General features: G+C 70.5%; 19 protein-coding genes. 2 read left to right on the forward strand and 17 right to left on the reverse strand.

The window, feature by feature from the left end; translation table 11 throughout:
• Window positions 1-4: 4 nt before the first annotated feature.
• The 10 genes from ACIO3R_RS38535 to ACIO3R_RS38580 all read right to left on the reverse strand — a co-directional run bounded on the left by ACIO3R_RS38535 (window position 5) and on the right by ACIO3R_RS38580 (window position 5,096).
• The gene (locus ACIO3R_RS38535; RefSeq protein WP_402111754.1) at window positions 5-946 is read right to left on the reverse strand and encodes an AAA family ATPase; all 942 of its coding nucleotides are present in this window, start codon (window positions 944-946) and stop codon (window positions 5-7) included.
• Entirely contained in the window at window positions 943-1,293 is a 351-nt protein-coding gene (locus tag ACIO3R_RS38540) for a hypothetical protein (RefSeq protein ID WP_402111756.1), read from the reverse strand. The genes ACIO3R_RS38535 and ACIO3R_RS38540 overlap by 4 nt, the downstream gene beginning before the upstream one ends.
• The gene (locus ACIO3R_RS38545) at window positions 1,290-1,802 is read right to left on the reverse strand and encodes a hypothetical protein (protein WP_402111757.1); all 513 of its coding nucleotides are present in this window, start codon (window positions 1,800-1,802) and stop codon (window positions 1,290-1,292) included. The genes ACIO3R_RS38540 and ACIO3R_RS38545 overlap by 4 nt, the downstream gene beginning before the upstream one ends.
• A 96-nt stretch (window positions 1,803-1,898) precedes the next feature.
• Entirely contained in the window at window positions 1,899-2,441 is a 543-nt protein-coding gene (locus tag ACIO3R_RS38550; protein ID WP_402111759.1) for a hypothetical protein, read from the reverse strand.
• A 5-nt stretch (window positions 2,442-2,446) separates the two neighbouring features.
• Window positions 2,447-2,614 carry a pRL2-8 gene (locus tag ACIO3R_RS38555; RefSeq protein ID WP_402111761.1) on the reverse strand — a complete coding sequence of 56 codons (168 nt, stop codon included), beginning with the start codon at window positions 2,612-2,614 and terminating at the stop codon, window positions 2,447-2,449.
• A gap of 107 nt (window positions 2,615-2,721) precedes the next feature.
• Complete coding sequence (locus tag ACIO3R_RS38560) at window positions 2,722-3,003, reverse strand: hypothetical protein (protein WP_402111762.1); 282 nt, start codon at window positions 3,001-3,003, stop codon at window positions 2,722-2,724.
• A 42-nt stretch (window positions 3,004-3,045) separates the two neighbouring features.
• The gene (locus ACIO3R_RS38565) at window positions 3,046-3,333 is read right to left on the reverse strand and encodes a hypothetical protein (protein ID WP_402111763.1); all 288 of its coding nucleotides are present in this window, start codon (window positions 3,331-3,333) and stop codon (window positions 3,046-3,048) included.
• Window positions 3,334-3,477: 144 nt separating this feature from the next.
• On the reverse strand, window positions 3,478-3,681 hold the full coding sequence (locus tag ACIO3R_RS38570) for a hypothetical protein (RefSeq protein WP_402111765.1): 204 nt from the start codon (window positions 3,679-3,681) through the stop codon (window positions 3,478-3,480).
• A 70-nt stretch (window positions 3,682-3,751) separates the two neighbouring features.
• Entirely contained in the window at window positions 3,752-4,630 is an 879-nt protein-coding gene (locus ACIO3R_RS38575; RefSeq protein WP_402111767.1) for a DUF4097 family beta strand repeat-containing protein, read from the reverse strand.
• Between the two features lie 46 nt (window positions 4,631-4,676).
• Complete coding sequence (locus ACIO3R_RS38580; RefSeq protein WP_402111769.1) at window positions 4,677-5,096, reverse strand: RRQRL motif-containing zinc-binding protein; 420 nt, start codon at window positions 5,094-5,096, stop codon at window positions 4,677-4,679.
• Between the two features lie 108 nt (window positions 5,097-5,204).
• Between ACIO3R_RS38580 and ACIO3R_RS38585 the strand changes: the two genes are divergently transcribed.
• Entirely contained in the window at window positions 5,205-5,405 is a 201-nt protein-coding gene (locus tag ACIO3R_RS38585) for a hypothetical protein (protein WP_402111771.1), read from the forward strand.
• Window positions 5,406-5,923: 518 nt separating this feature from the next.
• On the opposite strand, the gene ACIO3R_RS38590 is transcribed toward ACIO3R_RS38585, so the two are convergent.
• On the reverse strand, window positions 5,924-6,706 hold the full coding sequence (locus ACIO3R_RS38590; RefSeq protein WP_402111773.1) for a hypothetical protein: 783 nt from the start codon (window positions 6,704-6,706) through the stop codon (window positions 5,924-5,926).
• Between the two features lie 91 nt (window positions 6,707-6,797).
• On the opposite strand from ACIO3R_RS38590, the gene ACIO3R_RS38595 reads away from it, so the two are divergent.
• The gene (locus tag ACIO3R_RS38595) at window positions 6,798-7,016 is read left to right on the forward strand and encodes a hypothetical protein (RefSeq protein WP_402111775.1); all 219 of its coding nucleotides are present in this window, start codon (window positions 6,798-6,800) and stop codon (window positions 7,014-7,016) included.
• 80 nt (window positions 7,017-7,096) lie between these two features.
• Here ACIO3R_RS38595 and ACIO3R_RS38600 read toward each other — a convergent pair whose 3' ends face one another.
• From ACIO3R_RS38600 to ACIO3R_RS38625, 6 genes are all read right to left on the reverse strand, one after another.
• Entirely contained in the window at window positions 7,097-7,591 is a 495-nt protein-coding gene (locus tag ACIO3R_RS38600) for a hypothetical protein (RefSeq protein ID WP_402111777.1), read from the reverse strand.
• Window positions 7,592-7,664: 73 nt separating this feature from the next.
• Window positions 7,665-7,856 carry a hypothetical protein gene (locus ACIO3R_RS38605; protein WP_402111780.1) on the reverse strand — a complete coding sequence of 64 codons (192 nt, stop codon included), beginning with the start codon at window positions 7,854-7,856 and terminating at the stop codon, window positions 7,665-7,667.
• 46 nt (window positions 7,857-7,902) lie between these two features.
• Entirely contained in the window at window positions 7,903-8,091 is a 189-nt protein-coding gene (locus ACIO3R_RS38610) for a hypothetical protein (protein WP_402111782.1), read from the reverse strand.
• Between the two features lie 47 nt (window positions 8,092-8,138).
• Entirely contained in the window at window positions 8,139-10,430 is a 2,292-nt protein-coding gene (locus ACIO3R_RS38615) for a hypothetical protein (RefSeq protein ID WP_402111784.1), read from the reverse strand.
• A gap of 86 nt (window positions 10,431-10,516) precedes the next feature.
• On the reverse strand, window positions 10,517-10,942 hold the full coding sequence (locus ACIO3R_RS38620) for a conjugal transfer protein TraB (RefSeq protein ID WP_402111785.1): 426 nt from the start codon (window positions 10,940-10,942) through the stop codon (window positions 10,517-10,519).
• A 12-nt stretch (window positions 10,943-10,954) separates the two neighbouring features.
• Window positions 10,955-13,549, reverse strand: a complete 2,595-nt coding sequence (locus ACIO3R_RS38625) for a hypothetical protein (RefSeq protein ID WP_402111787.1) — start codon at window positions 13,547-13,549, stop codon at window positions 10,955-10,957.
• Between the last annotated feature and the right edge of the window lie 88 nt (window positions 13,550-13,637).

The following is a 13,637-nucleotide window of genomic DNA, read 5'->3' on the forward strand; positions in this document are numbered from 1 at the left end:
CGGCTCATTCGCGGACAGCGTCTGCGAACTGCGCTTCGAGGTCGGCGCGGCCGTCAGGGTCGTCGGTCGGGCCGTGGACGGTGCAGATGATGTCTTCGTCGTCGTCCAGGCCACCGCTCAGCGCGCGGAACAGGCAGGTGACGCTGTGGACGGGCACCCAGGCGCTGCTGGTGCATTCGTCGTCGTAGGGGCACGGCACCAGCGCCTCGAAGCCGTAGTCGCCTTCACCGTCGATGTCCGGGCGGTACGCGAGGGTGAGGTACTGCTGACCGAGGCGGATCTCCGCGACGCGGTCGCCGCCGGCGAGATCGGAGCCGGGCTTCCACCGCCACAGCGGCAGGATCTCCGAGCCGAACACCCTGCGTACGAGCAGCAGATCACCGAGGCCATCGCCGTGGTCCAGCCCGAGGTCGGCCTGCCGGGCCCCGCTCAGCCGCTCCAGGAACGGCAGCAGCTGGCAGACGCTGTCGGAGAAGACGATCTCGGGGAATCCCTCCGCCTTGAGGGTCCGGTGCGAGTTGACCGTGTCTCTGTGCTGCTGAACGACCGTGTCTTTTGGCACGCGGCGGTTGGCCGGCCGCGTGGCCTGCCGCTCCTCACACGTCACGCCGGGTGTGGCGACCATGAGCGCGATGGGGAGCATGTTGTGCCGCTTGGCGGCGGCAACCAGCGGCTCCCTCGCGGCCCGGGTGGTGTTGGTGGCGTCGATGACGGTGAACAGGCGTCGGCGCATCCGGGCCTCGAGCAGCAGGTGCAGGGCGGCGACGGCGTCGCCGGTCGCGCGCTGGTCGCCCGCGTCGTCGCTCACGGATTCGCGCAGCGCGTCCAGGGACAGGACCTGCGAGGCGGGCCAGGTGTTCGCGAGCGTCGACTTCCCGGCGCCGGAAGGCCCGATCAGGACCACCAGGCTGTGCTCGGGCATCGGCGGGTAGATCGGCTGATTCATGTGAGTTCTCCTTGCGGGTGAAGGGCTCGGGCGGCCCAGATGAGGCGCTGTCCGGCGTTGTCAGTGATCAGTGCGGCGGCTTCGTGCAGCGGGCAGGAGGCGTCACCGTCTCGGTCGGGCTCGAGCTGCTCGGCACGGCGAGCAGCTGCGGTGAGCAGCTGTGCGAGGAACGGGATGAGCCCGCCGGGCGGGTCGGTGTTCTCGATGAGCTCGCACAGGATCGCGGCGAGCTCCTCCTGGTCGACGTCGGCGGCGGCGATGTCGTCCTCGATCTGCTGGAGGGCGAGTTGGGCAATGCCGACCGACGTACGGACGCGGTCCAGACGTGTACGAGGTGGGGTGGTCACCTGCTGGTCGCCTTGGTGGTGGCGATGAGGGCGGCGGCGGTTTCCCAGCCGTGGTGCCACGAGTTGTCGAGGTGGAACGCGCCGTTCATGCCGTGCGAGGCGAGTCGGTAGAAGTTCTCCTTGCCGGTGTTGATGGCGAGCTTCTCCAGGACACCGTCGCCCCGCACCCGCCGGTCGGCGATGTAGTGCGTGCCGAAGGACAGGGCGAGCGCGGCCGCGCCGGCGGCGGGGCGGACCCGGATGCCCAGCGCACGGGCCCCGAGTCCAACGACGATCGCCTGCGTCGCCGTGTACGTAAGGCAATGGCGGAGGCATGCCCTCTGGCCGTCGGCCGTTCCGTGCGTGGTCTTCCTCTCGGTCTGCGGGTCCTCGTAGGTAACGGGGAAGTCGTCGGACGCGCCCTTCACCTGGGCGCAGTAGTCGTTCTGGATCCAGAAGTCGCCGATCTTGCTGGCGGCGCGGGTCAGTCCGAGCAGGGCGGCGAAGACGGCGGGGTTGCGGTGTGCCATGGGGGAGGTCCTTGTCCGGAAGTGGTGCAGGCCGGGCTGTCCGGTCCTCCGCGCTGCCCCAGCCCGGTAAAGGGGTTGGGGCAGCACGGGGGGCCGTCAGCCTCCGTCGGTGCTGTTCGTCCAGCGGTGTCCGGTACGGCACTTGAAGGTGTGGTTGGACAGAAGCTGAAAGTCGCCGCGGTCATCCCAGGCGTGCGTGCCCTCCACCGGGGGTTCGCCACAACGCCAGCAGGGCTCCCGGCCCACCAGCTCGTACGCCGCCAACGGGCGGGGATCGGTGGACCGCGACTTCCGTGCCGGGGCCAGGCGAAGCGGCGGCGCTGCCAGGAGCGCGGCCACGTGGTCCACCGGGGGCTGCGGCGAGTACACGGTGTCCGGTGCGCCCCACCGGCGGATCCGGACCGACCAGTTCAGGGCCGGCCCCCAGCACAGCGGTCCTGCGGCGAACCACACCCCGAGGTAGACCACGATCGCCATGGCGCCTGTCATCAACAGCGGCATCATCAGCACGCCGTACGCGACGATGCTGCACAGCACCCCGGCCACCCACGCGACCAGCACGTCGGCGTGGAACACGGTGATCGCGGCGGCCAGCGCGACCGGCCGCTTCACCGCGGCTGGCAGACGGTTCTTCGTCACCGCCATCACCTGACGATCATGTTGGCGGGGTGGCGGCCGCCCATGTGGGCCACGCACTGCGGGCAGTCCTCACGCGGACCGAGGTGCGCGTGCGCCTCACGGCTGGCGTAGGCGTGGAACCAGCACTGCCGGCACTCACCCCTGGGCGGGTTGTTCGCGCGGCTGTTGGCCATGACGACTCCTTCTTCTTCACAAGCCCGGGACGGCCCCGGGGTCTGCGGCAGGCCCGCAGGGCGGGCGGCATGGTGTACGGGTTCGGGTGTGCCAGCGCCCGTGGTGTTCAGAACGGGGGTTCGTCCCAGTCCGGGCGCGGCAGGAGCTGGAGCGTTCGCGTCGGGCGGTCCCAGCACCAGCAGACCTCCCCGCCCGGAAACGGGCCGTCGGACCACCAGCCGCCCTCGCCTTTGCAGTCCGGGCAGTTGGGCCGGGGTGCGGGGGAGAGGCTGATGGCGTGCCGGGAGAGGGACAGCTGCCAGGCGCCGGCCTTGAGTGCGAGGGCGACGGCCGCAGCGAGCGTGAGCGGCACAGCACCCGCCAGGGCTGCGGTTCGGAGGCGCACCATGTCAGGCCCGGCCCTGGCCGCAGGCGTGCTGCCTACGGCAGGTCACTTCGTGCACCGCGGGTCGTTGCTGACGATGGCGATGTCGCCGTACGGCTTGTCGCCGTGGTAAAGCACATAGACCCGGTTGGGGCCGTCGCACTTCGAGGCGGCATTGGAGAAGCCGTCGGGCATGCGGATCACGTCGGCGGGCGCGCCGTTGTCCTTACCGCTCCTGGGCGCGTCCTTAAACGGCTCGGAGAATTTGCCACTGCAGGCGGTCGCGCCGAACGCGAGGGCGGCGGTGACGCCGACCGCGGCAGCGATGTAGCGAGTACGGGTGCGTGTGCGCATCGAGGTGTCCCCAAGGGAAGTTGGAAGCCCGGTCCGGGCGGCTCACGGGCACCAAGCCCGGACCGGACTGCTGGCCGGTCGGCCACCACCCATCCCGAGCTCGATGTTCGGGGCGGGTAGAAGCGGGCCGGATAGTGGGTGCTGTCAGCGCGGGCGTGGGGTGTGCTGGTCGTTGCAGTCGGCGCTCCAGCTCTGATGGGTCCAGCAGGTCACGCGGTCATCGGCGTGCATGCCAGCCTCTTCGCGCTCGTTGTCGCGCTGGATGGCGTCGTAGAGCTTCTGGGAGAGGTTCGGGCCGAACTTCGTGTGCTTCGGCATCAGGTGCCCTTCCAAGTCGTCGCGTGCCATGTGTGCTGGGCCGGTCGGCCACCGCCGTCCCCGGGCGGTGCGCCCGGGGACGACGGAAGCCGGTCGGTCATCAGCTGCGGCGGCGGCGCGGACCGCCGGAGGTGTTCTGGCGGCGCGGGACACGGATGTCGCCGGACATGGTGTGCGGCCGAACATCGAGGAAGTCGTCCAGGGCGGCCTGGGTGGCGGTGACCTCGATGTCGCCGGACATCGTCTTGGCGTCGATGTCGCCGCCGGCGGTGGCGTGGACGTCGATGTCGCCGGACATCGTCTTGAGCTTCGCGGTGCCGCCGAAGTCCTTGATCTTGATGTCGCCGGACATGGTGTGGGCATCCACCACGTCGGTGCGCCCCAGACGCACGTCGCCGGACTGCGTCCGCGCCACGATGTTGGGCGAGTCTCCGACGGTGACATCGCCGGACTGGGTGCTGCCCGAGACGGAAGCGAGGGTGCCATCGGCGGTCACGTCTGCGCTGTCGGTACGGCCGATGACCGAGCTGCCCTCTGGGACTACGGCCTCAATCTCGACAGTGGAACCGCCGATGATGACGGTGCTGCCGGCTCCGCTGACGACACGGCCGTTGACGACGACCGTGCCCCCGCTGAAGCTCATGTTCCCGCCCGACATGATGACGGTGCTGCCGGAGTTGTTGCTGACCACCTGAGTGACGCGGCCCCGCCCGCCGCCGGTGATGACGGTCTGAGAGTTACTGCCGCCGCCCTTCCCGCGGACGTGAGCGACAAGGGCTCCGCGCTGGTCCCAGCGCAGGTCGGCGGCGCGGACGGCGTCGGCGGAGTCGCCAGAGTCGTCCGCGGTGCGGATCGTGATCTCCGCGTTCGTAATGGTGCGCTTGGTGCGGACCATCACGATGCCACCGAGTCCGAGCAGCTCGGCATCGATGGTGATGGGGCCGGACTGCTCAGCGGTGAGGGTGCGGGTGGTGGCCATGGAGGTCTCCTTCATCGGGTTCATCGGGTGATGTGGGCGTCGCAGGTCAGGCAGCCGTCGGGCTGGCCGGGCCGTTGAGGTAGGAGGTGGGGTCGGCGGGGGTGCCCTCGTGGCACTCCAGGCAGATCCCGAGCGAGATACGCAGGCAGTAGAAGAAGCGGCGGCCGCATTCGGGACAGGTCTGCCGGGCAGCCATCGCCTTGTCGAGCGCGTACTCCTTGGCGAGGGTCATCGGCCGTACGGGCTTCGCCAGAGCGATCTCGTACAGGAAGCCGTTCTTCGGGCCGCGGGTTTCGACCTCCGCAACGACCTGCTGGCCGCCGGGGCGAAGTCCCAGCTCCTTCAACTGCCGCTTGGTGGCGAGTCCTTCGGGAGCCTGGTTGCGCTTGTAGACGGGGATCGTCGTCGGAGGCTCTTCTGGTCCGAACGGGTCGACGTCGACCAGGTCGTTGTCATTGGTGTGCATGAGTCACCCCCTCGATGTGAACTTTGTTCGCGAACTGATTTCACGTTAGATCGCGCAAAGACCGCCTGTCAACTTTGTTCGCGAACTTTGTTGTGAGAGTCTGGGTACATGAGTGATCAGCAGAGCGAAGCCAGAGAGGCTGTGAGGGACGCCAAGGTGGCGTACGACCAGGCGCGGTCGGCGTTCTTCGGTGCCATCAAGAAGGCCCTCGCGGTAGGCGTAGGCCCGTCGGACCTGTCACGCGACAGCGGATTCACCCGCGAGTACGTCGCCAAAATTCGCGACGGAAAGGGCCCCAAGGGCACTTGACGTTGCTTCACCAGCCCTCGCAGGGGGCTCCGTAGGCCCAGGCCGGCAGCCAAGCGGACCTGGGGCAGCGATAGAACGCGAGGTGGGGCAGACCTCCACGTACTGAGTGCGCCGCACGGGATCCTCCGTGCGGCGCACTGTCGTTTCCAGCGGATGCGGCCACAGGAAGCCGGCGGAACTCACCGGACCGGCTCCGTCACACGAATGTCCAACGCACAAGGGGCGGGCAGCCATGGCTGTGGCGCCTCACTGCCACCAAGTTGCTACTGAACCTGGGCGGCGCGGGTGCGGGCCTGATGGACGTCGTGGCGTCGCAGGCGGGTTCCGCTGTGGGAGGTACACAAGTCGCCAGGCTGCGAATTGCAATCAGGGCACGCGACGTGAATCGCGGGGAGGTTCAGAGCGGGGGTGTCGGGCTGGTCGGGCATCAGGGGCTCCTTCGGGATCGAGTGAGGGACCGGTCGGCCAGCCCGGTCCTCGGTCGCGCAGGGCAACCGAGGGCCAGGCAGAGCGACGGGTCAATTTCGGAACGGGCAACCGCTGTCCGGGCGGTCATCGGCCGGCGCTGCAGGGACCGGCACAACGTGGATCTCGGGGCGCACGGTGACCTTCGCCGGACGCGCGGGGCGGGCGATGGGACGGCGCAGGGTCATGCCACGCATTGCGATGGCGCTGAGCACCGTCCAGCCGAGGATGGCCAGGCCCACTGCGACAGTGCGGCTGGTGTCCGGGGTGGCCGTCCAGACCATCCACACGGTGGCCGCGCCCCACCCTGCCCACATCGCGCGCACTCCGTTGTTCCGGGAGAGGTAGCCGAGGACCAGGCCGACGATCCCGGTGAGCAGCCACAGCGTGTAGATGGTGGAGGCTTCAACTGCGAGGCCGGCGGAGTGCTGCGCGATGTACGTACGTACCGGCTGGTCGACGACGGCGGCAACTCCGCTGGAGGTGTCGACGCCGACCTGCACCTTGGGCACGGCGGTGAGCAGCTGGTGCAGCGCCTGGAGGACGACTTCGCCCGCGGCCTTGGCCATCAGGACGACGAAGGAGAATCCGGCGGCCATCAGGACGGTGCGGATCCAGGGTGCCATGTGCCGTGGTCCGTCCTCGGGGGCGCTGAGGATGTCCTCCCACATTCCGCGCAGGACGCCGTCGACGTCCCAGGCGCGGTTCCATCCGTCGCGCAGCGCCTCGCGCAGCGCGGTGAACCGCGGCTCCTTGGGCTGTTCCTTCGGAAACGGCACCGGGAGGTAGGTGAGCTCCTGGCGGTCGGTGCCGGGGGCGTTGTCGTTGGACTGCACGGGGCAACTCCTTGTTGTCGATGCGGTGTTCACGGAGCGTGCGAGTGGGACAAGCTGTGTGCGACAGGACCTGAGAGGGGAGGCGGCTGCGATGGGGTGGTTCACCCGCGATGAGCCGGAGGAAGTCGTCTTCGAAGAGGTCGTGGACACGGACGGGACGATCTGGCCCGCGTTCACCGACGACGACGGCGTGCTGTGGATCGACGTGGAAGAGGAAGTCGAGGTGACGGTCAACGGGGCGATCGTCGACGGGCAGATCCGGGGTGCCGAGGTGGATGACTACGGCCGGATCTGGATCGACTACGACTGACCGGTGAGGCCGGACGGCCTGCCCCGCACCCGAAGCCCGGCTTGTAGCGGGTGTCGGATGCGAGGCAGTGTGCCCGGGACTCAGCGGACGTCGTTGTGGGTGCGGGAGAACATCCCGCGCTGGGTGCTGCTGTTGTTGATCTGCGTGTTCTGCACGACCGGGCCCTCGTAGTACGTCTTGGACACCGCGCTGCGCGCCTTGTTGATCGCACCGCCGATGGCAGTAGCGACCATGGCGACGCCCGCGAAAGGGAGCGTCACCATCAGCACGCCGTAGAGCGTGACGGAAGCCAGGCCCTGGAGGACCAGCCAGGCTCCGCATCCGATGCCGGTGATGCCGGCCCCGACGCCGATGGACGCCACTGCGATCCCGGCCGCCCAGGCCGGGACGATCCGCTTGTCGTCCTGATGGACGGGCGGGGTGTTGCCGTACGCCGGGACCTCGGATTCGTCGCGGAACGACGTCGGGAACTGCCGCTCGGGGCGCATCGCTTCGGCGATGATCCGCTCGGCTTCGGTCTTGGCTTCGGAGGCGGACAGGGGGCGCATGGTGTGGTTGTCCACGGTGAGCTCCATTTCGGGGCAGACGCGGGGCGCCCTCCCGGCCGGATGGCGGGGAGGGCGCGAGGGGCGAGGGAGCGGTGCGGGGCTACTGCTGGGCGGCGGCGTCCTCGAGCGCGTCCGGCGTCGGGTACTGCAAGGGCCGGCGGGTCTCGGAGCGGACGACCAGGCCGTTGCGGCGGCCGGTGCGCAGCAGGTCGGCGACCAGTGCGCGGGCCTCGGGGCTGGCCGCGAGGATGTCGGTGGCGTCGTCGACGACCAGGACCAGGGGGCGGTTCATCGGGGTGTTCTCCTTCTCGTTCGGCGGGACGGAAGCGGGGTGGTGGTCAGAAGTTGCTGATCCAGCCGGTCAGGGAGGACACGGCGCTGGTGATCGTGGGGGCGATGCCGGTGCTGGCGAGGAAGAAGCCGAACAGGCAGACGGCGATGCCCGGCATGATCCGCTGGTAGCCGGTGCGCACGAGGATGACGACGATGATGCCGAGCAGGACGACCAGGGAGATCGACAGGGCCACGGGGATCGGTTTCCTTCGGTGATCGTGGTGGGTGGAAGGGGTGCGGGTCAGCTGTCGGCAAGCTGCCAGACCGCGCGCTTGAGGGTCTTGGCCAGGCCCTTCGCCTTGAGCTGGGAGCAGGCGTTGCTGATGCTGGAGGGCTGGAAGCCGGGCAGGGCCTCGCGCAGTTCCTTGAGGTGCTTGGGCCCGTCGGCGAGCAGTTCGAGGATCTGGTCCTGGAGGCCGGGCTCCTCACCGATGTCGGGGCCGCTGTCGCCGAACGGGATCCCAAAGGGCGCATCGGTCGCGGGCGGGGCGGGTGCCTCGCCGTTGTCGCTGGCGGTGTCCGGGGCCGGGGTGCCGACCATCGGCTCGCTACCGGGCGTCTTGGCCATCGCCTGGGCGAGGGTGTCGCAGTCGGCGTACGGGTTGGAGTGCCGCATGCCGTAGAGCGGGGCCCCGGCCTGCGCTGCCTCGGCCTCGCCCGCGGTGAGGCCGTTGGCCGGGTCGTCGCCGTACAGGGCGATCAGGTCGGGATAGACCCCGTCGACCTTCTCCGCGAAGAACGTCCTCATGAACTTGGCGCGCCCGTCGAGGAACATGTACGCCATGCCCGCGGTGGACTCGCCGTCCTCGTCGTCCGCGCCACTGAACAGCGCTTCGATCTGACCGTTCTCGTAGATCCGGGCGGGGATGTTCTCCATCTGGAAACCGGCCGGGGCGATGCCGTCCAGGCCCATCTCCTTGGTGGAGGAGGAGGCGGTGCGCATGAGGAACAGCGCACCGACCTTGCCCTGCTGGCGGATCGCGTCGTCGTCGCCCAGGTCCTTGAGGTGCAGGGACTGGACGGCGAGGCGGATGCCGATGCCGACCTTGCGGCCGGTCTTCTGGATGTCGGCGATGAAGTAGGCGGTGGCCTTGCGCATCGCTTCGTCCGGGTGGGACAGCAGCCGGTTGATCTCGTCCAGGGTGATGTTGATGAGCGGCCACGGCCGCCCGAGCGCGAAGTCGCCGCGCCCCATCTCGTTGGACACCCGCTCGCGGTACTTCATGACCGCGTGCGCGGCCGTGAGCATCAGGAGCGTCTCCACCGGGCCCTTGGCGAACCAGTCGACCCGGCCCTCCGCCTCGGGCAGCGACATGCCGCCCTGGACGTCGCCGACCCAGGAGACGACACCGGAGCGCTTCTCCCCGGCCAGGATCAGGTTCTGCAGCACACTCTTGCCCGCGCCGGTGACACCGGCGGTGATGCCGCGCAGCGCGCCCTGGCCCGGATCCCACAGCCGCATCCGGGCGGGCTTGCCGTCGTGGCAGATACCGATGGTGATGCGGCCCTTGGAGTCCATCGTCAGGTCTTCGACGGTGGCCTTGCGGACCTTCATCAGCGGGTTCGTCCGGTAGACGGAGACGACACCCTGGCGGATGCCGTCGGTCTCGATGACCAGTCGGGACGGGTCGTCGATGCCGAACGCGGAGCAGATCGCCGTGTGCGGCAGGCGAATCTCCTTGCCCGGCGGAGAGGCGACCAGCAGCACGATGCGGTGCGGCTCGGAGCGGTGGTCGATCAGGTCGACGCCCGGAGCGGCCCCGCCGGACGCGGAGACCGCCGACTCCCACAGGCCGCGCAGCCCCTCAGCGGTGCGGCCGACGTCCTCGGTGGTCGGGCGGGCGATCAGCTGCATCCGGCCGGGCCCCGAGCCCTGCATCGGGCGCATCCGCACGGTGCCGACGGGGAAGTCGAACGCGGCGGCCAGCTGCGTCTCGTTGAACGTCGGCACCGCCTTCCCGGCCTGGGCGACGACGACGGCCTCGAAGTCCGGCCGGTCGGCGCGGAACGGGGCCACGGACACCAGGCGCGTTCCGTCGCCGGTGGCCTGCGCCCATTTCGCGGCGAGGAACTCGGTGTACGTCAGCTCCCGGGCGGGGCTGGCCTGCTCCTGGTGCTGGGTGAGCTCCAGGACCAGACCGGCGCTGCGGGTGAGCGGCGCCATCCAGCCCATCAGTCCCGCCCACGCGGCCGGGGCGACGACCTCCCACCAGTTGAATCCGGGGGTGATCAGGTTCGCCACGTACGTGCCGGCGGCCGTCAGGAACGGAATCGCCCGCTGCGCCCGGGTCAGCATGCCGAGGCCCTGGTCGGGGTCCTTCGTCTTCGCGTACAGCCAGGCGAGGGTGCCCAGTCCGATCCCGCCGGAGGCGAGGTAGGACCAGGCGCTGTCGTCCAGCTGCGGGCCTACGGCCATCCCGGCCGCCGCAAGGGCGTAGGAGGTTCGTTCGGCCAGGACGCGCCGGTAGATGACGTGGCCCGGAACGCTCTTGGTGGTGTCGGCGGTCGGCGCCGCCTGGTCGATGGTGCTCAACTCAAGCCTCCTTCGAGGGCAGGGCGCAGCAGGGGCTGCGCCCGGTGTGTGGGCGCGGCCCCTGCTGCTGCGGGGGTGGGGTTAAGTCAGCGTCGGCCGGTGCGCCGGTAGAAGCCGGGCTTGGCCTGCTGGACGCCGGAGCCGTTCACGGCCTCGTACACGCCGCGGTATTCGGTGTCGTGGGCGGAGTTGAAGCCGCGGGCGTCGTTGTCGACGCTGTCGGCGGCGTTCGTCATCTCGCCGGACGCTTCTGCGACCCGGGTGAGGGAGGCGGAGGCGTCCAGGATCATCGCGGTGAACTGCGGCTCGACTTCGGCCGCGTCGCACATCTCCGCCAGGCGGGCGGCCTTGGCCGCGTTGCGGCCCATGTGGGCCCGGAGCAGGTGCATGCCCTCTTTGAGGAAGAGGGCGGCACTCGCCAGGGCGGCGGTCCGGGCGGACAGGGCGATGAATCCGTTGTCGCTGCTGGAGGCGCCGCTGACTCCCGGGATGGCGGGGAGGTTGTCGCTCATGTGTGTCTCTCCTCAGCCCTCGTTGTGGATACGTGCGGACGGGACCGCGAGGCCGGCGTCCTCGGTGGCCTGCTGGACGGGCCGGTAGGCGTCGAACATGGCGTTCTCCGCCTGCTCGCAGAGTTCCGCCGCCTCGAGCGACTTGGTGGACATCTCGTCGGCCTTGCGGGCCAGGAGCTCCATGGATTCGGCGAGCCGGGCCATCGCAGCGCCGGTCAGGCGACCGAGGATGTTGTGCCGGGACCGCAGGTCAGCGGCCAGTTCATCCAGCCGGTGCCGGATGTCGCGGGCCTTCGCGGCGAGCTTCAGGCACGTCTCGTGTGCCTTGAAGCTGTCCTGCGTGAGTTCCTCCAGGACGTCGAGCGTGTCGTCGAGGGTGACCTCGGTGGCGTGCTCCGAGGACATCTCCGCGACGCCGCCGCTGCTGTGCGTCGTCAGCGCGTCTCCCATGCTGCTTCCCTCTCTGCTCGTGCTGGCGGGCAGACCCGCGCCGGACTTCGACGGAGCTGAATCGGCCCGCTCGACTGTGATCGGACCAGTCGGAGCGGACACCGCCGTCGCCATGCCCATCGCCTCGAACGGCGACAGGCGCGGTGAGCCGGTGCCCGGCACCGTTCCTCCCCCCGCTGGCGGTGCCGGTGCCGGGGTGGTGGTCGCCCCTGCGACCGCAGCGGCCGGGGCCGGGGCGGGCGTCGGAGCGGCGGGCCCCGGCGGTGGGGTGGTTGCGCCGGTCGTCGGCGCCGGGCGGGGCGCGGGGACCGTGGTGGTGCGCATCCGGGCCCGCTTGCGGGCCCGCGCCTTGGCCGTGGACCAGGGTGTGCGGCGGGTCGGCGCCTTCGCAGCCGGACCGGTCGGCCCGGTCGCTGCGGGCTTGGTGCTCCCCGGCTTCGTGGTCTTGGTCTTGGGGCCGGTCTTCTTCTTCGGCTTCTTGACCTTGACCCTCGTCATGACGGGCGGGCCCATCTTCTTGCGGCGGCGCTTGAGGCGCTTCTCAGCGGTCTCGTGGATCGCCTCGCCGAACGTGGTCCGCCCGCGTGCGGCGGACTTCATCGCCCCGAGGACCTTGCGGCTGTATTCCTTCTTGAAGCGCCGGCACTTGCGGCAGCGGCAGTCCTGCTTCACCGATGACGCGAACGTGCCGTGTGCGATGCCGTGCGTGAGCGTGAGCTTCTTGCCCTTGCGGGACTTGCCGCCCGGCGTCCTGGGTACCGAGGCCGGGCCCGTCCCTCCCCTGCGGGAGCGGGAGTTGCCCTTCTTGCCGCCGCCTCTGCCGGATCCTGCCGGGCCCGTGCCGCCGGGGCCGGTGCTGCCCTTCGACTTCGGCTTCGGGCCGGTCCCGGAGGTGGTGGTGCCGGGCTTCTTCCGCAGGATCCCGGACGGGCCGGTCGTCCCGCGCGGCGACTTCTTCGTCCCGCCCTTCGGGCTGGCACCCGGGCCCTTGCCGGTTCCGGTGCCGGGGCCCTTCGAGCCTGACGGGCTGGGCGGAGTGGTCTTCCCGCCCGTGCCCTTGCCAGGGCTCTTGGTAACGGGGCCGGTCGTCTTGCCGGTGCCCGTCCCGGATGAGCCCGGTCCGCGCTTCGCAGTGCCACCCGATCCGCCGGCCCCGGCCCCGGTGCTGCCGGGCCCGCGCTTGCGGTTCGTGGTGGAGCCGCCGCCGGAGGAGCCGGAGCCACCGCCGCCGTTGGGGGAGCGCTTACGCCCCCCGCCACCGCCGCCGCTGCCCGGCCCCTTGCCGCCGCCCGAACCTCCCGAGCCACCGGACCCGGAGGAGCCGGGGCCGCGGTTCTTCTTCAGGTTCACGCCCCCGCCCTGCGAGGTGCGCTTGAGCGGGGTGATCCCCGAGCCGCCCTTGCCGCCGCCGGAGCCGGAGTTGGAGCGGCCGGGACCGGAGCCCGAGCCGCCGCCGCGCCCGCCCCGGGAGCCGCCGCCGGAGCCGCTGGGCGACTTGGTCGTCGGCGCGTTCCGCCTGCCGCCTCCCGAGCTGTTCAGCGCCCCGCCGCCGCCCCGTCCGGACCTTCCCGGACCAGCACCGCCGGAGCGCCCTCCCGGGCCGCCAGGGCCGCGCTGGAGGGACTTGCGGCCGTACTCGTGGCCGGGCTGCACCTGCTTCTTCGAACCGCCCCCGGAGGAGCCGTCCTTGCCAGTGCTCGCGGTCTTCGCGACCGCCTCACGCTGCTCCCGGTTCGCCCGGCTGGTCGCGATGGAGGAGTGGATCCCGCGCATCGCGGCCAGAGACACCGCGAGGATCGCGGCCAGCGACAGCGACCCCAGACCCGGTGTCGCGGCCTGCTGCGCACCCTCGGAACGGAAGGTCGCCGGGACCGCCGCGCCCGCCGTGGCGGGTGCCGTGGAGGGCTGCGAACCGGCGTTGAACGGGGCGCCGAGACCGGGCTCGGGCAGGGCCGAAATCGTGTCCAGAGGAGAGGTCCGCATCGCGGGTGCAAACGTCTCGGGAGCCCCTGCGGGGGCCGGGGAGACGTTGGCGGGAGCCGCGAACGGCGCGTCGGCGGGAGCCGGACCGGGCGCTACGGCCGGTGGTTCGGTGGGAGCGGTGAAGCCCACGCGGGGGAAGTGGATCAAGTTGTTGGGGCCGTCGTCGTCGGCCATGACGTCTCCCTCTCGGAGTTGACAGACGGTCACCGCCTGGGGCACCCTCGCGCGCGCACGACACGCGCGCGCCTTGGGGTGCTCCAGG

The sequence above is a fragment of the Streptomyces sp. NPDC087428 genome (assembly GCF_044744085.1).
In the GTDB taxonomy this organism is placed as follows: domain Bacteria; phylum Actinomycetota; class Actinomycetes; order Streptomycetales; family Streptomycetaceae; genus Streptomyces.